This window comes from Pantoea sp. B623 (assembly GCF_024814475.1).
GTDB lineage: Bacteria > Pseudomonadota > Gammaproteobacteria > Enterobacterales > Enterobacteriaceae > Pantoea > Pantoea ananatis.
Window position 1 is genome coordinate 2137764 of record NZ_JANUXM010000004.1, and the last position, 20257, is coordinate 2158020.

The 20257-nt window shown below is 53.1% G+C and carries 19 protein-coding genes; 8 read left to right on the top strand and 11 right to left on the bottom strand.

Annotated features, from left to right (window positions below):
- Positions 1 to 6: 6 nt before the first annotated feature.
- A complete protein-coding gene (locus NXS97_RS11760) occupies positions 7 to 909 on the top strand; it encodes a LysR family transcriptional regulator (protein ID WP_013024186.1) in 903 nt (300 codons plus the stop codon).
- A 64-nt stretch (positions 910 to 973) separates the two neighbouring features.
- On the opposite strand, the gene NXS97_RS11765 is transcribed toward NXS97_RS11760, so the two are convergent.
- The 4 genes from NXS97_RS11765 to soxR form a co-directional block, all read right to left on the bottom strand.
- Positions 974 to 2626 carry a Na+/H+ antiporter gene (locus tag NXS97_RS11765; RefSeq protein WP_013024185.1) on the bottom strand — a complete coding sequence of 551 codons (1653 nt, stop codon included), beginning with the start codon at positions 2624 to 2626 and terminating at the stop codon, positions 974 to 976.
- A gap of 144 nt (positions 2627 to 2770) precedes the next feature.
- Positions 2771 to 4120 carry an NCS2 family permease gene (locus tag NXS97_RS11770; protein ID WP_013024184.1) on the bottom strand — a complete coding sequence of 450 codons (1350 nt, stop codon included), beginning with the start codon at positions 4118 to 4120 and terminating at the stop codon, positions 2771 to 2773.
- A gap of 337 nt (positions 4121 to 4457) precedes the next feature.
- A complete protein-coding gene (locus NXS97_RS11775; RefSeq protein WP_026020990.1) occupies positions 4458 to 5123 on the bottom strand; it encodes a glutathione S-transferase family protein in 666 nt (221 codons plus the stop codon).
- 39 nt (positions 5124 to 5162) lie between these two features.
- Entirely contained in the window at positions 5163 to 5648 is a 486-nt protein-coding gene (gene soxR / locus NXS97_RS11780; RefSeq protein ID WP_013024182.1) for a redox-sensitive transcriptional activator SoxR, read from the bottom strand.
- A gap of 164 nt (positions 5649 to 5812) precedes the next feature.
- Between soxR and soxS the strand changes: the two genes are divergently transcribed.
- Together soxS and NXS97_RS11790 are read left to right on the top strand one after the other, a co-directional pair.
- Entirely contained in the window at positions 5813 to 6238 is a 426-nt protein-coding gene (soxS, locus tag NXS97_RS11785; protein ID WP_013024181.1) for a superoxide response transcriptional regulator SoxS, read from the top strand.
- A 245-nt stretch (positions 6239 to 6483) separates the two neighbouring features.
- Positions 6484 to 6765: a YjcB family protein gene (locus tag NXS97_RS11790; protein ID WP_014606931.1), complete on the top strand. Its 282-nt coding sequence runs from the start codon at positions 6484 to 6486 to the stop codon at positions 6763 to 6765.
- A 52-nt stretch (positions 6766 to 6817) separates the two neighbouring features.
- Here NXS97_RS11790 and NXS97_RS11795 read toward each other — a convergent pair whose 3' ends face one another.
- Positions 6818 to 7768, bottom strand: coding sequence for an ATP-grasp fold amidoligase family protein (locus NXS97_RS11795; RefSeq protein WP_022622123.1), 951 nt, complete (start codon positions 7766 to 7768; stop codon positions 6818 to 6820).
- 8 nt (positions 7769 to 7776) lie between these two features.
- Entirely contained in the window at positions 7777 to 9033 is a 1257-nt protein-coding gene (locus NXS97_RS11800) for a polysaccharide biosynthesis C-terminal domain-containing protein (RefSeq protein WP_013024178.1), read from the bottom strand.
- A gap of 521 nt (positions 9034 to 9554) precedes the next feature.
- Here NXS97_RS11800 and NXS97_RS11805 point away from each other — a divergent pair.
- Entirely contained in the window at positions 9555 to 9950 is a 396-nt protein-coding gene (locus NXS97_RS11805; RefSeq protein ID WP_014606933.1) for a transposase, read from the top strand.
- A gap of 1238 nt (positions 9951 to 11188) precedes the next feature.
- Here the strand turns inward: NXS97_RS11805 and NXS97_RS11810 are convergent.
- The gene (locus NXS97_RS11810; protein ID WP_116219972.1) at positions 11189 to 12013 is read right to left on the bottom strand and encodes an AraC family transcriptional regulator; all 825 of its coding nucleotides are present in this window, start codon (positions 12011 to 12013) and stop codon (positions 11189 to 11191) included.
- 114 nt (positions 12014 to 12127) lie between these two features.
- Between NXS97_RS11810 and NXS97_RS11815 the strand changes: the two genes are divergently transcribed.
- Positions 12128 to 12646, top strand: a complete 519-nt coding sequence (locus NXS97_RS11815) for an isochorismatase family protein (protein ID WP_015701260.1) — start codon at positions 12128 to 12130, stop codon at positions 12644 to 12646.
- Between the two features lie 96 nt (positions 12647 to 12742).
- Positions 12743 to 13315 carry a DUF1349 domain-containing protein gene (locus NXS97_RS11820; RefSeq protein ID WP_015701261.1) on the top strand — a complete coding sequence of 191 codons (573 nt, stop codon included), beginning with the start codon at positions 12743 to 12745 and terminating at the stop codon, positions 13313 to 13315.
- A 94-nt stretch (positions 13316 to 13409) separates the two neighbouring features.
- Here the strand turns inward: NXS97_RS11820 and ssb1 are convergent, their stop codons facing one another.
- Positions 13410 to 13955 carry a single-stranded DNA-binding protein SSB1 gene (gene ssb1 / locus NXS97_RS11825; protein ID WP_013024173.1) on the bottom strand — a complete coding sequence of 182 codons (546 nt, stop codon included), beginning with the start codon at positions 13953 to 13955 and terminating at the stop codon, positions 13410 to 13412.
- 222 nt (positions 13956 to 14177) lie between these two features.
- On the opposite strand from ssb1, the gene uvrA reads away from it, so the two are divergent.
- Positions 14178 to 17006, top strand: a complete 2829-nt coding sequence (uvrA, locus tag NXS97_RS11830; RefSeq protein ID WP_116219971.1) for an excinuclease ABC subunit UvrA — start codon at positions 14178 to 14180, stop codon at positions 17004 to 17006.
- A 222-nt stretch (positions 17007 to 17228) separates the two neighbouring features.
- Here the strand turns inward: uvrA and NXS97_RS11835 are convergent, their stop codons facing one another.
- On the bottom strand, positions 17229 to 17549 hold the full coding sequence (locus tag NXS97_RS11835; RefSeq protein WP_042676480.1) for a TIGR04076 family protein: 321 nt from the start codon (positions 17547 to 17549) through the stop codon (positions 17229 to 17231).
- Between the two features lie 738 nt (positions 17550 to 18287).
- On the opposite strand from NXS97_RS11835, the gene NXS97_RS11840 reads away from it, so the two are divergent.
- Positions 18288 to 19352, top strand: a complete 1065-nt coding sequence (locus NXS97_RS11840; RefSeq protein WP_014595065.1) for an NAD(P)-dependent alcohol dehydrogenase — start codon at positions 18288 to 18290, stop codon at positions 19350 to 19352.
- A 38-nt stretch (positions 19353 to 19390) separates the two neighbouring features.
- Here NXS97_RS11840 and NXS97_RS11845 read toward each other — a convergent pair whose 3' ends face one another.
- The gene (locus NXS97_RS11845) at positions 19391 to 19714 is read right to left on the bottom strand and encodes an MmcQ/YjbR family DNA-binding protein (protein WP_014606938.1); all 324 of its coding nucleotides are present in this window, start codon (positions 19712 to 19714) and stop codon (positions 19391 to 19393) included.
- A 2-nt stretch (positions 19715 to 19716) separates the two neighbouring features.
- Positions 19717 to 20133: a secondary thiamine-phosphate synthase enzyme YjbQ gene (locus NXS97_RS11850; RefSeq protein WP_014606939.1), complete on the bottom strand. Its 417-nt coding sequence runs from the start codon at positions 20131 to 20133 to the stop codon at positions 19717 to 19719.
- Positions 20134 to 20257 lie beyond the last annotated feature (124 nt).

Here is a 20257-nt window from a genome sequence, read left to right on the forward strand (position 1 = left end):
ATAGTTATGGACGTGCGTGCGTTGCGTTACTTTACCGAAGTGGTACGTCAGCAGAGTTTTACCCGGGCCGCGCAAAAGCTGTTTGTGACGCAGCCGACGATCAGCAAAATGGTGCGTCAGCTGGAAGAGGAGCTGGACTGCGCGCTACTGCTTCGCGATGGACGTCGCCTACATCTCACGGACAGCGGACAAGCCGTTTATCAACGCGGACTGGCTATTTTGCAGGAGTTCCATCAGCTTGAGGCAGAGATAGGCGATATCAATCAGTTGAAAACCGGCAAGCTGCGGCTCGGTATTCCCCCAATGGTCGGCATGCAGATCGCCGGATCGGTTTCGGCGTTTCGTCGCCGGTATCCGGGCGTGGAACTCAGCATTGCTGAGTTTGGCGGCTTAACGGTTCAGGAGGCGGTGCTGGCAGGCACGCTGGATATTGCCCTGACGGCGCTCCCGGTCGATGCCGAATTACCCCTGGAAACGTTATCGCTGATGCAGCATCCGTTATGTGTCTTACTGCCCCGTCAGGAACCCTGGCTGCAACGCACCCAGCTCAGCCTGCGCGATTTGGCTCCGCATCCTTTGCTGATCTTTAATGAAGAGTTTTCGCTGAACCGCCAGTTGATGAAAGCTTTTCAGCGTCAGGAGATAACCCCTACCATTGCCGTGCGTAGCGGGCAGTGGGATTTTCTGGCCGCCATGGTGCAGGCCGGGATGGGGCTGGCAATTTTGCCGGAGCCGATATGCCAGCGGTTAGATAAACAGTCGTTACTGTGGCTGCCGCTGGAATCCGAGCTTCAGTGGCATCTGGGGCTGATCTGGCGGGAAGGCAGCTATCTGTCACGCAGCGCGCAGGCGTGGATTGCGTGTTGCCGCGAACACTGGCCCGATCAGGCACCGCGCCTCTCCGTCTAGTGCGGCAGCCCGCCCGGCCGTCGCAGAACGCAGGTGACCGGGCGGGCGCGGCGCAACAGGGAGTTTACTCTTCTTTCTCGATCAGAAGCGCTTCCAGCAGGTCCAGATCGTGCAACAATTTTTGCATCGTTTCGTTGGATATCTGCTGGGTGGCACGCAGGTGATACACTTCAGCACGTTCGGCACGCAGTGCGTTCAAACGGAAGCGACGTTCCAGGTTCTCGGCAAACAGCGCGTGCTCGAGGTCGTTTTTCCCCTCCGCACGGCGACGCAGGTTGCCGATGACACGCAGGCTGACCTCTTTCAGCAGCTCAGGATCGATATTTTCGTCGGTTTCCTTTTCGAGCCGTGCCTCCATCTTTTGCAGACTCTCGATAGCCACACCGGCCATCACCGCTCTTGCATGCTGAAGTTCGTGCCGATGGGCACTCTTATCCATCGTCTCGACGCCGCGCAGCAGCACCGGCAGAACAATGACGCCAACCAGTAACGAGAACAGAATCACGCCGGTTGCGATAAACACCAGCTCATAGCGCGCCGGGAAAGGATTGCCGTTGCTCAGGAACAGGGGAATCGACAGGACACCCGCCAGGGTGATGGCCCCGCGCACGCCCGCAAAAGAGGCAATTAGCAGTTCGCGCAAAGAATAGCTAGAGAAAACTAACGGCTTGTTTTTTAACAGGCGCTTGCTGAAACGCTGCATGATCCACAGCCAGCCGAAACGCACCACCATTAACGCCGCATAGACCAATGCGATATCTGCAAAGATCATCCAGATATCCACGTTGGGATCCGCGTTCGCCTGTTGAATGGAATTTTCCAGGATAGAGGGCAATTGCAGGCCCAGCATCAGGAACACCATGCCGTTAAACACAAACTCCAGCATGTGCCAGACGCTATTGGCGCGCAGTCGCATGGTCAGCGGGGCCTGACGGATAATACCGGAGCGCGTGATGGTCATCCCGGCCGCGACGGCGGCTAAAATGCCGGAAACGCCCAGGTGTTCTGCAATCAGATAAGAGGCAAACGGCAGCAGCAGCAGCAGGACGATCTGTGTGGCAGCATCGTCCCCACCGCTCCAGCGGTTCAGGACACGCAGTGACTTACCGTAGAGCCAGCAGACCGCAACACCGGCAATTAAGCCGCCGACCGCCACTTTCAGGAATTCGACGCTGGCACCGCCCCAACTAAACACCATGGTGCCCATCGCCACCGCGACGGCAAATTTCAGTGAAACCAGGCCAGAGGCATCGTTCATCAAGGCTTCGCCCTGAAGTATTCCCATAATTTTCTTAGGAATGCGGCCTTCGCCGACAATGCCTGAAAGCGCCACGGCATCGGTAGGTGATAACACTGCCGCCAGGGCGAAAGCAGGGATAAGAGGAATACCGGGAACCGTCCAGTAAATCAGATAGCCAATTCCGACGACGGTAATCAGCACCAGCACCAGCGCCAGGCCAAGAATTTCCCGCCCGTAATGCAGAAACTCGCTAACCGGCGTTTTCCAGCCGTCAGCAAATAACAGCGGCGGAATAAATAAGACGAGGAACAGTTCCGGATCAAAATCCACATGCAGGCCGAAGTTAGGCCAGGCCAGTAGAGCACCGACGGCGATCTGCACCAGCGGTAGCGGGATTTGAAAAGGCAAGATACGTGCGGCGACCCCGGAGAGCGACACCACTAGTGTCATAATTAAAATAGTAAAAAAGATTTCCATGCTTTCCTTAGGCGGTTGTTATCTTCGAATCAACTATAAGTTAAAAGTGTAAAACAAACTGGCCAGGGCAGGAAAAGCAAGCCGTGCTTAAAAGACCAAAAAGCGGATAATTCCGGACGCTCCGCTGAACGTCCGGTTTGACAGTCAGATCGCCCAGCCTCCGGCATAAAAGGCGACTAACGCGGCGGCAATCACGACAGTGCCCACGTTGAGCTTACGCCACTCGCCCGCAAACAGACGGCCAACCACCAGAGTGGCGAACCCCATCATAATGCCGGTAACGATGTTACAGGTCAGAACGATAATCACCGCCGTGAGCAGGCCGGACATGGCATCAACGAAGTCACCGAAATCGATCTTGGCCACGTTGCTCAGCATCAACAGGCCGACATACATCAACGCTGGCGCGGTGGCGTAAGCCGGCACCAGGTATGCGATCGGCGACATGAACAGAATGACCAGGAACAGGAGACCCACCACGATCGCCGTCAGGCCGGTTTTACCGCCCGCCGCCGTACCGGCGGCAGACTCAATGTAGACTGCCGCTGGCGAAGCACCGACAAGGCCAGCAAACAGGCTACTGACGGAATCCGTGGTCAGCGCCCGACCACCGTTGATGATCTGCCCGTCTTTATCCAGCAGATTGGCCTGGCCCGCAACCGCGCGGATCGTGCCGGTGGCATCAAAGACCGCCGTCATCACTAGCGCCAGCACGCTGGGCAGCACCGCAGGCTGCAAGGCGCCCATGATGTCCAGGCTAAAGAGCTGTGACTCACCCTGCGCATCACGCAGGCTGGGCAGGGCAAACAGTCCCTGCCAGCGCACGGCCGGGTCGAACACCAGCCCCAGAGCAGAAATCGCGATAACGGTCAGTAAAATACCGCCAGGCACGCGGCGTTTTTCCAGGCCAAAAATGGCGGCCAGCCCCAGCAATGACATCATGACGGGGAACGACGTAAACTGGCCCAAGGCAACGGGTAACCCTGAGGCCGGATTTCTGACGACCAGTCCCACGTTGTCTGCCGCAATCAGCAGCAAAAACAGACCAATGCCGACGCCCGTTCCGTGCGCAACCCCCATTGGCAGATTGCGTAAGATCCAGGCACGAATCCCGGTGGTGGAAATCAGGGTAAAGAGCAGGCCCATCAGGAACACGGCACCCAGCGCCACGGGTACGCTAATGTGCTGACCCAGCACAAGGCTGAAAGCGGTAAACGCCGTCAGTGAGATAGCACAGCCAATTGCCATGGGTAAATTCGCCCACAGCCCCATGATGATCGATCCCACGCTCGCCACCAGACAGGTCGCAACGAACACCGCCGTGGGTGAAAATCCCGCCTTACTGAGCATGCCGGGCACCACGATCACTGAATAAACCATGGCGAGGAACGTAGTCAGCCCGGCGACAATTTCCTGTCGCACGCTGCTGCCACGGGCCGAGATGGCGAACCAGGCATCCAGCTTTCCACCGGACGGGCGTGATTCAATTGACATAGTTGAGCCTCAAAAATTGTTGTAGTGGGATCGTGCGGTAACGGCCCTGACGTCCCTGGAAACCTGTCATCGCCAGCGGGCAGCCGGCAAAAGGCAAACGTTTACTTCGCCGCACAGAACGGGACGTCACGCTGCCCCGTTTAAAGGGGGCAGATTATCCGGCGTTTAACCGCCGTTTTTCAACCGCTGAGTGAGGATTGGTAACTATAAAGATCAGGTTGATAACATCAGGAATGCTCTTGATACCATCATTTAACATTCTGTCCGTCAGGATAAGGCGTCAATCACGAGAAGGCAGGCAAGAATGACGCCGGGCGGCGTCATCGGGCAACGTGCATCAGCCAGAAAGGTTAATCTCACCGCCTTGTTGAATAGCGCGCTGCCAGGCCGCACGCTGTTGCACGGTCGTTAACCATTTTTGCGTAGCGGGGGCATCTTTCAGTCCGGCGCGCTGGCTCAGCGCCAGAATAGGGAAACTCATCTGCACATCCGCAATGCTGAAGCGCTGACCCGCGAACCACGGCTGTGTTGAAAGGTGAGCTTCAATGACCTGCTTGTGCAATTTGAGTTGTTTATCCAGCCAGGCTTTCTGAACGCCTTTGCCCAGCGCCGCGCCCACGGGGCGAAGCAACCACGGCACCGGCGCGCTGCCAAGGCGGCCAAAAACCAGCTTCATCACCAGCAGCGGCATCAGTGAACCTTCTGCGTAGTGCAGCCAGTAACGCGCCTGTAGCTGCGCCTCTTCATCGGTGAGCTGCAGCCGCTTTTCGCTGTCGTATCTTTCTTCCAGATACTCAAGGATGGCCCCGGACTCGGCCACCACGCGATTGCCATCGGTGATCACGGGCGACTTCCCTAACGGATGCACTTTTTTTAGTGCGTCCGGCGCCAGCATCGTGGGTTCGCGCTGGTAGCGCTTGACCTGGTAAGGCACTTCCAGCTCTTCCAGCATCCACAGCACCCGGTGAGAGCGCGATTGTTCAAGATGGTGAACGGTGATCATCATGGTTCCCTGTGAGTGAATATGCTGCAAGTATAGACGTCACCTTGTCTTATGCAGGGAACCATCCTGCTCAGGATCGAGCAGTACCGCGCCAGAGCCCTGCTGGCCCAGCAGGTCGCCAGGGTTGCGCAGTGGGCAGTCACGCATTGATAAACACCCACAGCCAATGCAGCCATCCAGATCGTTACGCAGGCGCGTCAGCGTTTCGATGCGCTTATCCAGTTCGTCGCGCCAGTGCTGCGTCAGATTGCCCCATTCCTGAGCAGACATCCGCTTATCTGCCGGCATGTTCTCAAGGCTGTCACTGACGCTGGCGAGCGGAATACCAATGCGCTGTGCAATTTTAATAATGGCCACCCGTCGCAGCACATCACGGCTGTAACGCCGCTGGTTTCCGCTATTGCGGGTGCTGAAAATCAGCCCTTTGCTTTCATAAAAGTGCAGTGCAGAAACGGCGACGCCGCTTCGGCGCGCCACTTCGCCCGGTGTCAGCACGGGTTTTGGGTAATTGCGATCTTTTTTCATTTGGCACTTTACCTCAAGTTAACTTGAGGAATTATACTCTTTTCCCATCAGAACGACACCTTCCCTTATGATGTCATGCGCCAGCGAGCGGACCCGGTTTTATCGCCGAAAGCCTGTCAATTCCGCATGAACGCTAAGGGGAAATTCACCAGAAGGATGAGGCCATGATACAAGAAGAGATCATTCATTCACTGACGCACTGGATTGACCAAAACCTGGATAAGAGCCTGTCAATTGACGAAGTCGCCGCCAAATCAGGCTATTCGAAATGGCATCTGCAACGTATGTTCCGTAGCGTGACGAAACAGACGTTGGGTGGCTATATTCGCGAACGCCGCCTGACGCTGGCCGCTGAAGCGCTGCGACAAACGCAGCGGCCAGTGTTTGATATTGCGATGCAATATGGCTATGACTCGCAACAGACATTCTCACGCGTTTTTCGTCGCCAGTTTTCACAAACGCCCACGGCTTATCGCCACGCGATGCGCCGCCAGGCCATCCAGCGTCCGCGTTTGATGCGCTTTGACTGCAGCGACACGATGACCAGCTTTACCCAGCGGACAACGGGAGAATGCTGTCCGGTTAGCTGACGCGCTCCGTGCGCCTGCCCAGGCGCACGCCGCATTTAGTGCCCCAACCTTGTCGTAAGCGCCCTCTTTTTCTGCTGCCAGATCAGACAAATTTTGTACAAAAATCAGAAATCGGATGATATAGTGTGACCCACATCACATTATGACACTTGTTGCCGACGAAAGAGCCCGACCTGACAGACTTTTCCGCCGACGTGATGTTCGCAGACAGTCAGGCGTAATCTCCGATTTTGAGGTCAAAATTGATGGCGACTTTAACCACCAGTTTTCTTGTTATGCGCTGGGAATTGCTTAGCGCGATAATGATGTTTTTTGCCAGCACGCTAAAAACCCGTCTCCGTCAGGACAGTCATCACGTCATGGCGTTTCTCTGTGGCAGCGTAGGCGTTGGGATGTCGTGCTGGTTCGTGACCGGCTTGATGGGCATCACGTTGAGTATGGAAAACGTGCACCATTTCTTTAGCGTCTCTAAAGATGTCTTTATCGACGTGATGAGTCGAGCGCCCGCTAACTGGCAAATGCCCTGATAAACCCATAAAAAACCCCGCAAAGCGGGGTTTTTTATATTGCTGTGTAGCGTCAAATTTTCTTCAACATAACAGGAATGGCAACGTCCTGTATTTCTACGTCCGGCCTCTGCGTTCCGCGACGATCCTGAATCCACATTTCACCCATCATCTTATCCAGCCCGCGATCCAGACCCGTCACCATGCCTGCGCCTGGCGTGAACGTCAGCTCGCCAAAATAAATGTGTTCATCATGGATGTACCAGTCAACACGGACATAGTCGAAGTCGCTGGCCAGCGTTTTGCTTAACGCCAGGGCCTGTTGTAACGATGGCATCACCGTCGAAACGTCCAGCCCGGTATCGCGAATTTTATGGAACGCCTCACTCAGGTTGTTCACATAAAAATTCATTGAGAGCTGAGGCTGACAGCGGTTGTAAATGACCTGAAGCACATACTCAAAGTTGCCATCGCGCTTATTAAACATGTGGAACTTGTAGTCAACCGGGGCACTTTTGCCATCACCGATGTATTGCTCAACCAGAATACGTGGCTTGATGTAGCGATAGTGAATCTCACGCGCTTCGTTGGCGAAGTCAGTCTTTAACCACGTGTAGCAGTTATGAATGATTTGCTGCTTCCGGAGTGCGTTAGGTTCCTCCAGCACGATCTCGACCATGTTTGACGCATGATTCGGTTTGATCACCGTTCCCTTCCAACGCGTCAGATTGTTCAACGTGGTGGGATCGGTCGTGTCATGAAGCAGCGGTATCAGATATTCATTGCCGATCTTCTCAGCAATAAACTCACGCACCGAAAACTTGTCAGACAGGCGGGCATAGAGCTGATAGTCACCATGAATGAACTTGCGATACAGCACTTTTTCATTGAACACCTTGGGCTCACGCAGGTTGGGGAGCCTTCTGAACTTACGGAAATAATAAATCCGGTCCTGATAAGTCCAGGGCATCTTCTTGATGAAGTATTGCAAACTTCTTCTGAGCTCGTGTTTTAACTTGAGCATATTTGACCTCATTTGTAGGTTTTGTAGTTGAGTGAGGAAACCTGGATTTTTTGAATCACGCCGTGTTTAAAGAAATAATTCATGACGGTCAGGGACAGGAGCTCTGATAGAAAAACGCTCCATGCGGCTCCTGTAATGCCATAGCCCTGAATCAGCCACCAGGAAAGCGGCATACTGATGATCACCAGACAAATGATTTTCTTCAGTAAATAATCAAAGCCCCCTTCCTTTACCATGTAGCGATACGCGACGGTGCCCAGCGCCGAAAAGCTGGTCGCTATCGACAGCAGGGTGATGAGATTGCCTGACTGGGTAAACGCTGGGCCATACAGCGCGATGATTATCTGTTCACCGAACAGTGCGACGATCAGCAACATCAGCAAAGACACGGCCATCACGTAGCCATTGAGCCGCGCCGTCAGCCTGATCGCTTCCTCACCGCGCGCGCGAAAAATTTCGCTAAAGCACGAGGTGATGAGTGCGACGGGAATAAAAATCCACGAGGCGGCGATGGTATTGGCTGCGGCAAACAAGCCAAGCTCCTGGGCCGATGCGATGCCAGCCAAAAACATCTGCGCGGCTTTTACCTGGACAGAGATAAAAATGCTGGAAATCGCCAGAGGCAATCCGGCATACATCAGGTAACGCAAATACAGCGTTCGCGTCTCGCGCGGCGGAAGCTGGTCCTGATGTGCCTGATAAAAGGTGTAACGTTTGATGGCGTAAGGCACCAGCGTGACCGTGATAACCGAAAGCGTTAGCCACAATGGATTGAGACGCAGCCAGGCAATGATAAAGCTCAGGGCAAAACTCATCAGCATGCCAATCGCATTGGCCACGGTATTCAGCTTTGAAGCCAATCGTGCATTGTTGTAAACGCTAAAGGTGTCCTGTGTGACAAAAACAGACGCAACAAAAGAGGCCAGTGCAAATGCCAGGAAGTTCTCCTGCATGTTGTACCAAACCCAAATTAATACTGGCCCTGAGGTGAGAAGTAATAAACCCATGCGCAACGTGCGTGCGATGCGCATTAAACGTAAACCTTTGGCCGCATTTTTGCTGACACGTTTAAACAAAATTGTTTCAGTGCCAAAGAGGGCTATGGTTTGCACCATAGCAAATAATGACGTTGAAAATGCCATCTGACCAAATAGGGTCGGACCGAAGGATTTTGCCACATATGACGTCACGAAAATGACGCCAAAGACGGAGATAATCTTTTCAGACATCATCCAGGCGGCATTAGACATTACGCTCAATTTCATCGACTGTTCCTTAGTATTACTCTACATCTACCACTTCGGTGCCCATCCCTGGGACGAATTAATAAGCGCTTAAATTTCATAGCGAAATTATAAACATCGCGCCAGTCCGGCGCAAAAATGAGAATCCAGTCTTATTTTATCGGGAGAATTCAGGAGAATTCTGATTATATCTGGACCGAATACCCTCTACTGGAAACGATTTCAAATTGAAACCAATAATGTTTCCAAAAACCATCCTCCCTGAATAAAACAGGTCAGGCGGCTTTGAATATCAAATTTACAGTCATTTTTATCTTTGGGATGCGATGAATTTATATCAAAAACCCCATACCAGGAAGGCGCGACATCCCGATAAGAATAAAATAAGATTTATCCCATGATGATATTTATTCTAAATATCTTAATTTAACCCTCGCAATTTAACGTCCGTATTTAAATACGGCACTCAATGAAATCATACAGTACCAAAGGTTAATAAAGTAATTCTCATCCATTAATTGATAAGAAAGGTAAGAGCATTTATGAGAAAGTCACGATATAGCGAAGATCAAATCACAAATGCCATTAAAGCTTCTGAATCGGGCGTTAAGGTTAAAGAGATTTGTGAAGAGCTGGGCATCTCTGAGGCAACCTTCTACAGCTGGAAGAAGAAGTTCTCTGGGCTATCCTCGGAAGAAGGCAGAAAAATCAAAGAACTGGAAGAAAAAGTACAGTTTCTGACACGCGAACTGCAAGCGCTGAACGCGGATAAGGAAATGCTACAGAGCGTATTGAAGAATTTCTTCACCACCAACGAAAAACGTCAGGCGGTCAACTTCTTACAGAGCACTTTTGATGTAGGAACCCGGCGCAGCTGCCGTTTACTGGATATTAGCCGTAGCGTTTATCATTACCCTGCCGGTTCAGATAACCGCTAATAGTGAGACAACGGCTTTATAATGGCGACATCGCTGAGATTTGTTCTTACCAGAAGAGATGAAGAGCATTTAACAGGACATTTATGGTGGTGCGCTTCGCCCAGTCCGTAATTAATGAATGGATTTGCGGTTACGCTTCCTTTTTTGCGGTAAAATTGATTCACAACAGCAAAAGTCTCTCTATCTACGCCACTTTTATACGCCAAATCTCATTTCGGTGAGATTGGCGCCCCTCTTTTTTTCATTAGCCTCCCTAAAAGAATCGAATATCCACTGGCCTCTTTGTTCAGCAAGGGTAATGTTAAGTCGGTTTATAAAGTGCTTTTTTTAGCCACCTCTGGCCCTGGGAATTTTTTCCAATCTCGCCGCGATCGTTGTCAGCATAAAAAGATAAAAACAGGCCAGAATAATCTCAGATAAACAGTTTATTGATACTTATCACTTTCAGCAGCCAATAGCACATATCCTGTACTATTGATGCCCATCGTTAAACATTAAATAAAAGCGAAGCGGGATGAACGAGCGATTTAATTAGACACTGCTGAAGTAAAGGGTGGTTTTTTATAGGGATTTATCTTAACCAAACGGCAACGCTGCGTGCTGGTTACACATAAAATTTGGCGGCCAGCCTAAACATCAGGCTCACATTCTCCTCTTTTTAGGGCGAATGACTGTCGTGCCCCGGACAAAACTGTCTGTTTTTTGTTCAAAATGCACCCTGCAGCACGTGGTAACGCCCTACAGGGATCACATTTTTTTGCAGAGCGCGCGGCGCATATAACAGATAAAGGCCAGTTACAGGGTGAGAAAAGCGCGATTACCGCGTTATTTTGCCGTGCCTGAGTCAGGCATAATCCGAAAAAGCGTGAATATCACACTGGGTAATTATCAATTATCAGGGGCAAGGCTTATCGAATGTTGATGGCAGTACCGCGTGGCTGAGGTTTAAATCGCATCGTCCAGAACAGGCCAGAAGACAGGCAAAAAAACAGCGACAAATGTGAATACAGGTTGCCCGTATTGAGTCCAGACCAATGTCCACAACGGCCCGGCGAGGATGGCAAAAACGTAGGGAGGCCTCATCAACAACAGCGATAAGCGCTGGCTGTGTTCCCTCACAGGAAACGCGGCATGATTCACATCAGCGGAGCGAAGTGAGGCCCCAGTAGCAGGCCAGCTGACCACTGTTCAGCACACTCAAATCAGCGCCAGCAGTCGCCTCATAAACGCCTGCGTGGTTATGAGTTTATCTGTTTTTGATAGCGGCCCGGCGTGATGCCATAACGACGGGCAAACGCACGCGTCAGATGAGCCTGATCCGTTAAGCCCACGGCGGCAGCCACGCTGGCAATGGCCTCACCCTGAGCCAGCTTCTGTTTGGCCTCATACAGTCGGTAAGCCATTAACATTTGCTGAGGCGTAACGTGAAAACGATCGCGGAAGGCCCGTAAAAAGTGCCAGGGCGACAACGAGGCTAACGCGGCCAGCGTCTCCAGTCTGAGCGGTTCAGCCAGATTGGCGCGCAGGTAGTCGCGCACGTCATCGAAACGGTGTCGGGCTTCAGCTTTACGCGGTGAGGACATTCGCGCCAGCGGGCGCATATACAGCAGCAGTTCATATAATAAACTGTCGCGTGCCAGTGCCGTATCGGCCTGCCACAGCGCCGAGAGGAGTTGCGATAAAGGTTGTGCCAGACGCACATCCGTTCTGAGCGCCTCATCAAACCACCAGCCGCGATCGCCACTGAGTTCGTCCATCAACTGCGGCTGAATATAAATCATCTGATAGCGCCAGCCGTCTTCGCAGGCCGATTCACCGGTATGCAGCTCATCGGGATTCATCATCACCAGCGAATGCGCGGGCGCGATGTACTGCGTACCGCGATAGCGAAAACGTTGTGCTCCCGCCTCAATGGTGCCTATACCAAACGCTTCGTGCGTATGCGGCTCAAAGGCGTAATGAGAGATGTGCGCCTGATAAAGCTCCACACCTGGCAGGTCTGGCGATTGCTTAAACTGCGCGCGATCTTTTTCACCGGGAAATACGGCTGGAATGCCCTCCACCTCACCTCTCCTTATTCCTGCAACAAGGTCTTCTGCACCGCACCCAAACTGCAGATTGTTATCCTCTGTCGATTAGGTAACACTGCTTCACAGGCACACTCACCGGGAGCAATTATGCAGCGCGTAGTCATGGTCGTTGATATGCAAAATGGCGTGTTTGAATCGCCGCGTTTCGATCGCGCCGGGCGAGTGGCGCAGATCAACCGACTGATCAGACAGGCTGACATTACACTGTTTATTCAGCATCGCGAAGGGAACATGATTGAGGGCAGCCATGCTTTTGCACTGCTACCCGAAATTGAACAGCCCCAGAATGCGTATTACGTTACCAAAACCGCCTGCGACAGTTTCTGGCAGACAACCCTGGCTTCGCTGCTGAGCACCTTAGCTATCACTGACTTCGTAATTTGTGGCTGTGCCACCGACTACTGTGTTGATACCACGCTCAAAGTCGGAGCAGGCTTAGGGTATCGCATCACCGTGGCCGCCGACGCGCACACCACTGCCGACAGGACTTATGCCAACGCTGAGCAGTTAATTGGTCAGCATAATGAAGTCTGGGCAGCCCTTAGCATGCCCGGTAACGTGCCGCGCGTTGTCGATACCGCCACCCTGCTGGCCGAATGGCGCTGAGGCCTGTCCGCTCAACGTCGTTTGATCGGCACACGTCTTCTTAGCCGACTATCCTCAACGCTAAGGCTGTGATTAATGGTTTATTCTGGAGGCACCGTGCTCGACTCTTTTTCCTGGATCAATGAACCCACAAGGTGGCAGCATCAGAACGGTATCCTGCACGTGGTTACCGACGAAAAAACGGATTTCTGGCACCAAACCTGGTATGGATTTGAACGCTTTTCCGGGCATATCTTCGCCAGGGCGGTGCAGGAGGATTTTACTTTCCAGGTCAAGATTCGTGCCGACTTTACGACGCTGTACGATCAGGCCGGACTGATGCTGATGCGCGATGCGCAGCACTGGTTGAAAGCGGGCATTGAATATAATGATGGTGCGCCCGCTATCGGCAGCGTCCTGACGCTTGGTCAGTCTGACTGGGCCACGGGCATCTTTCCCGGCGATGCGCGCGCATTCTGGTTGAGGCTGACGCGCAAAGGCGACAGCCTGAGACTGCAGTATTCAACCGACGGGCAATGCTGGCCGCTGCTGCGTTTGTGCCCCTTCCCGCCGGGCCGCGTTAACGTTGGCGTCATGTGCTGCACGCCAGAACGCGCTGGCCTGGCCGTTGCGTTTGAGGACATCTCACTGAGCCCGCCGCTGGATAAGGCACTGCACGACCTGAGCTAAAAGCCAGGCTGTCACCGCGGCAAAATCAAGGCAGAAAAACAAAAAGCCCCGGTAAGGGGCTTTTATATAGTAGAGAAGCGACGCAACGTTGCAATCAGAACGGAATGTCGTCGTCGAAATCCATCGGTGGTTCATTGTTGTTGCTGGCAGGTGCGCTTGGCTGCTGCTGCGGGCGAGACTGCGCGCCACCGCTAAACTGGTTGTTGTTCGCCTGCTGCGGTTGCTGAGGCTGGCCCCAACCGTTGTTGTTGCCCTGGCCGCCGCCTGCTGCTGGCGCGTTACCGCCCTGCTGACGTCCACCCAGCATTTGCATGGTGCCGCCGACGTTAACCACGACTTCGGTGGTGTAACGTTCCTGGCCGCCCTGATCCTGCCATTTACGGGTACGCAGCTGGCCTTCAATATAGACCTGAGAGCCTTTACGCAGGTATTCACCCGCCACTTCCGCCAGCTTGCCAAACAGCACAACACGGTGCCATTCGGTGATTTCTTTGTTTTCACCGGTCTGCTTATCGCGCCAGCTTTCCGAGGTAGCCAGCGTAATGTTGGCGACAGCGCCACCATTTGGCATGTAACGTACTTCCGGATCCTGACCCAGATTCCCGACAAGAATCACTTTGTTAACGCCACGACTGGCCATGTTGCTGTCTCCCGATGAATTTTTACGTAAGTCTACGCGATCAATTCTAACACGTCCCGCGCCTGGTTTCCCACTTTAGAGCGGTGTTCCATTTTTATCATCCGTCTTAAAAAGGCAAAAAACTACTGGATATTTGTTCAGTCTATTTTTTGTGCCATAATGATGCGTTTCTTCTGGCCGTGTCGTAGGGCGCGGTGAGTGCTGCTAATCCGGGAAAGGTGAATGGATAAGATCGAAGTTCGTGGTGCCCGCACCCATAATTTGAAAAACATCAACCTGACGATTCCTCGCGACAAACTCATTGTGGTGACGGGCCTGTCAGGTTCCGGTAAGTCCTCTCTGGCGTTTGATACGCTGTATGCGGAAGGTCAGCGCCGCTATGTGGAGTCGCTCTCTGCCTATGCGCGCCAGTTTCTTTCTTTAATGGAGAAACCGGACGTCGATCATATCGAGGGGCTGTCACCGGCGATCTCCATTGAGCAAAAGTCCACCTCGCACAACCCGCGATCCACGGTGGGGACGATCACGGAGATTCACGACTATTTGCGTCTGCTGTTTGCCCGCGTGGGTGAACCGCGCTGTCCGGACCACGACGTGCCGCTGGCGGCACAGACGGTCAGCCAGATGGTCGATCAGGTGCTCGAGCAGCCTGAGGGCCGCCGCCTGATGCTGCTGGCGCCGGTCGTGAAAGATCGTAAAGGCGAACACACCAAAACGCTGGAGAATCTGGCGACGCAGGGCTATATCCGCGCCAGGATTGACGGCGAGGTGTGCGATCTTTCCGATCCGCCCAAGCTGGAACTGCAGAAAAAACACACCATCGAAGTCGTTATCGATCGCTTCAAAGTGCGTGAAGATCTGGCGACGCGCCTTGCCGAGTCGTTTGAAACCGCGCTTGAACTGTCTGGCGGTACGGCAATTGTTGCTGATATGGACGATGCTGATGCGGAAGAACTGCTGTTTTCGGCTAACTTTGCCTGTCCGATTTGTGGATACAGCATGAGTGAGCTGGAACCGCGCCTGTTCTCGTTCAACAACCCCGCCGGGGCCTGCCCAACCTGTGACGGTCTGGGCGTGCAGCAATATTTCGATCCCGATCGCGTGGTGCAAAATGCTGAGCTGTCGCTGGCCGGTGGCGCTATTCGCGGCTGGGATCGTCGTAATTTTTACTATTTTCAGATGCTGCGCTCGCTGTCTGAACACCTTAAGTTTGATATTGAAGCGCCATTCAGCAGCCTGCCAGATAACGTTCGCAACGTGATCCTGTATGGATCCGGCAAAGAGAACATTGAGTTTAAATATATTAACGATCGGGGTGATACCTCGATTCGCCGCCATCCGTTCGAAGGCGTGCTGAACAATATGGAGCGCCGTTATAAAGAGACGGAATCCTCCGCAGTACGCGAAGAGCTGGCGAAGTTTATTAGCAACCGGGCCTGCGCCAGCTGCGAAGGCACACGTCTGCGCCGCGAAGCGCGCCACGTGTATGTTGAAAACACGACGTTGCCCACTATTTCAGAGATGAGTATTGGGCACGCCATGTCATTTTTTGAAAACCTGAAACTGAGTGGCCAGCGGGCTAAAATCGCCGAGAAAGTGCTGAAAGAGATTGGCGATCGCCTGAGTTTTCTGGTCAACGTCGGCCTGAATTATCTGTCGATGTCGCGCTCTGCTGAAACGCTCTCCGGCGGTGAAGCTCAGCGTATTCGCCTGGCCAGTCAGATCGGTGCCGGCCTGGTCGGCGTTATGTACGTGCTGGATGAACCCTCCATTGGTCTGCATCAGCGTGATAACGAGCGCCTGCTTGGTACGCTGATTCACCTGCGCGATTTGGGTAACACCGTCATTGTGGTCGAGCATGACGAGGATGCGATTCGTGCCGCCGACCACGTTATTGATATCGGCCCTGGCGCCGGAGTGCACGGTGGTACGATTGTCGCGGAAGGAACCGTCGATCAGATTATGGCTGAAGAGGCCTCCCTGACCGGTCAGTTCCTCAGTGGGAAACGCGAAATCGCCGTGCCCGCCGAGCGGGTGAAAGGCGATCCGTCTAAGGTGTTGAAAATTACCGGCGCGCGGGGTAATAACCTTAAGGATGTCACCTTAACCCTGCCTGTCGGCCTGTTTACCTGTATTACCGGCGTATCCGGTTCAGGTAAATCGACGCTCATCAATGATACGCTGTTCCCGATTGCGCAGCGCGCCCTAAACGGCGCAACGACTGCCGAACCGGCACCGTACCGCGACGTAGCTGGACTGGAGCACTTCGATAAAGTTATCGATATCGACCAAAGCCCTATCGGCCGTACGCCGCGCTCCAACCCGGCCACTTATACCGGTATTTTCACGCCGGTACGTGAGCTGTTTGCCGGTGTCCCTGAGTCCCGCTCTCGCGGTTACAATCCCGGCCGCTTCAGCTTTAACGTCCGTGGCGGACGCTGTGAAGCCTGCCAGGGTGACGGCGTCATTAAAGTTGAGATGCACTTTCTGCCGGATATCTATGTGCCGTGCGATCAGTGCAAAGGCAAACGCTATAACCGTGAAACGCTGGAGATTAAATACAAAGGCAAAAGCATTCACGAAGTGCTGGAAATGACCATTGAAGAAGCCCGCGAGTTCTTTGATGCCGTTCCGGCGCTGGCGCGTAAGCTACAAACGCTGATGGATGTAGGTTTATCCTATATCCGTCTGGGCCAGTCGGCGACGACACTCTCCGGTGGTGAAGCCCAGCGTGTGAAGCTGGCGCGTGAATTGTCGAAACGCGGTACCGGCCAGACGCTGTATATCCTGGATGAACCGACCACCGGGTTACACTTTGCCGATATTCAGCAGTTGCTGGAAGTTCTGCACCAGCTGCGCGATCAGGGCAACACGATTGTGGTGATTGAACACAATCTTGACGTGATTAAAACGGCGGACTGGATTGTCGATCTGGGCCCAGAGGGCGGCAGCGGCGGCGGCGAAATTCTGGTATCAGGTACGCCAGAAACCGTGGCGAACTGCGAGAAATCGCATACCGCGCGCTTCCTGAAGCCCTTGCTGGAAAAATAACAGAACGCCGCAACGGATAACGTTGCGGCGTTCTTTAAATGCACTCATACCTTCATTACGTCAGGCAAGCAAAGCGCGTTGGCGGGCGTTTCTGCCAGGCTCTGGCAAGCACATCAGGCAAAGCGTAAGAAGCAGCACCCATCTGGCGAGCCCTGACACAAGACGAGACGCTGTATGACCATGCCCCTGATATCACAGGGATATGACAGTGACTTTTAATTGCTAAAACGGCCTGGCCTCTTCATCCAGCGTTTCGAGCAAAAATGTCACTGGCCGGTACCCGTCATTGCAACACACCACCGCTTTGCCCTGTCTGGACCAGTCGTTCCAAAATAATGGCTCGCTGGTATGAGCCAGAGTAAACACGAACTTTTCCATACAACCCCAGGCGTCTTCACAGAGGGCATTGGGTTTGCGAAAGTCAGTAATAAATGTCTCGCCCTCTTGATGCTTAGGACATTTCTCCATTTTCGGATAGCCATACCGCTCAATTAGCGTTGGCTTCAACTCTACCGATAAAACCGTTATTTTTACTTTATACATGCCCGCACCTTTAGCTCGTTCAGGTTCTCTGACGCGCCGGAAACCGCAACTGATTCCGCTGACTATCTACATGTCTGTCCGGCGCCACCATAAAACCATACTTTACGTAATGTTTTTTGACGCGATTTGACCTGCCGGCTCTTCTTCAATCGCCTGTCCGACAACATTCCAGCTTACGGCAACAGAACCTTTCCGGGGATGATAAGCAGCCTTAGTCGTCCAGATGAACGAACGCAATAACAGACACCAGTGAAACTATCCTGCTCGTGTGCCCGGCCGTTGAGAACGCCGGGGATGACCAGGGATGACCTCATCCTCTGTTTCCGACACGACCTTACTGAACGCCCCGGCAGCGACGTTCACATCGTTGGCCATTTTTCACGGACTGATGTTGTGATCTTCCGGCCAGGCAGGCGTAAACCAGGAGAAGGCCAATGGCGCATCGCCATCGGCGGTAGCGCTGAGTAATGGTACAGCCGTTTTTCAGGCCACCTTTGAGCGGAGGCGTGACTGACAAGCAGCACGCCTCTGGCAGGCTTTTTTTGATCGCTGTTCTGTTTACCCTGAGAAATGCAGGATCAGGCAAGATTCAGACACGTATAGGCATATACGCTTTTCAATCCCCTGACTATCCTTAATCCGTTCCTCTTTGGTACGCCTCTGGCGTCACCTTCTTGCTGCGCGCTTTACGCTGCGGCGTTGATCAAAAAATCACGACACACCTTAACTGGAGACACCATGAACATTACCCATGCGTATGCTGCTCAGGATGCAAAATCCAAACTGGCACCGTTTGATTTCAAACCGCGTGAGCTTCGTGCTCATGACGTACAGCTTGAAGTGCTGTTCTGTGGCGTTTGTCACTCTGACTTGCATCAGGCACGCAATGAGTGGAAAAACACAATTTTCCCAGTGGTACCGGGACACGAGATTGTCGGTCGCGTTACCGCTGTTGGCCCTGAGACCCAAAAATACAAAGTGGGCGATTTGGTCGGCGTCGGCTGTCTGGTGGATTCCTGCCGTAGCTGTCCGAGCTGTCAGGAAGGGCTGGAGCAGTATTGTGAAAATGGCTTTGTCGGCACCTACAACGGTGAAGATCGCTTAACAGGGGCCATTACCTATGGCGGCTACTCCACCTCAATGGTGGTAGATGAAGACTTTGTACTGCGTATTCCTGCAAATCTTGAACTGGCAGGCGTGGCACCGCTGCTGTGTGCCGGCATTACGACCTATTCGCCGCTGCGCCACTGGAACGTAGGCCCCGGTAAAAAAGTTGGCATCGTCGGTCTGGGCGGCCTGGGTCATATGGGCGTGAAAATTGCGCATGCTATGGGCGCGCATGTTGTGCTGTTCACCACCTCTCCGTCTAAAATCGAAGACGGTAAACGCCTGGGCGCGGACGAAGTGGTGATCTCAAAAGATGCCGACCAGATGGCTCAGCATGCTAATAGCTTTGATTTTATCCTGAATACCGTCGCCGCCCAGCACGACCTCAACCCGTTTATCACCCTGCTGAAGCGCGACGGGAATATGACCCTGGTTGGCGCACCTGAGCACGACCACCCGGCACCACAGGTTTTCAATCTGATCTTTAAACGCCGCAGTATTGCCGGTTCACTGATTGGCGGCATTGCAGAAACCCAGGAAATGCTGGATTTCTGTGGCGAGCATGGCATTACCTCAGATATCGAGCTGATTGCGATGAATCAGATTAACGACGCCTACGAACGTATGCTGAAAAGCGACGTAAAATACCGCTTTGTTATTGATATCAATACGCTGCGTGATGAATCAGCGGCATAACCCTGCCGTTTGCCCTTTCCCACCTCGGGAAAGGGCCGTTATCGTCCGGCATCAGCCTGCTGAAAAGAGGCGTCCACCAGATAATAGATTTGCGAATCTTTTAACGTGCCATCCAGAAACAGCGTATTCCAGTGGGATTTATTCAGATGTTCACTGGGGAACACATCGCTGTGCTCTTCCCGCATCAACTCGGCAAGCGCAGGCGTCGACTTTAACGATACCGCTGGACGCCCTTTTACCTCGTGAACCATGGCAAACAGTACGCCGTTGCTTTTGATCTGCGTGGCCTTCCAGTCGCTGTGTACGCTCTGTTCGGCGCCAGGTTTGTTCATGCAATAGGTCAGTAACTCCGAATTATTCATTATCATTCCCCTTGTAAGGTGGCAACGATACGCCGGGCACCGCCGTGAATGCGATGCTCACCCAACCAAATCCCCTGCCAGGTGCCTAATACCAGCTGACCGCGCTGCACGGGCAATGTCAGCGATACGCCGAGACTGGACGATTTAATGTGCGCGGGCATATCGTCACGACCTTCATAGTCATGCTGATAAGGTGCGTCTTCCGGGACGTGGCGCATGAAATGCTGCTCCATATCACGTCGAACCGTAGGATCGCAGTTTTCATTCAACGTCAGTGAGGCTGAAGTATGTTGCAACAGCAAATGCACCAGTCCCGTTCTGATATCACGTAATCCCGTCAACTGCTGCACGATTTCGTCCGTGATCAGATGAAAACCACGAGATTTCGCGCTTAAGACCAACGTTTGTTGATGCCACATAATTTTTTCCCTGAATCTGTCAGACCATTTAAGTGTGCAGAATGTGGCGCAAAGGTAAACCCGAAGCCTGAAAATAAAAAAGCCGCCAGACAATGCTGGCGGCCAGAACCTGTGACGGCCGTAA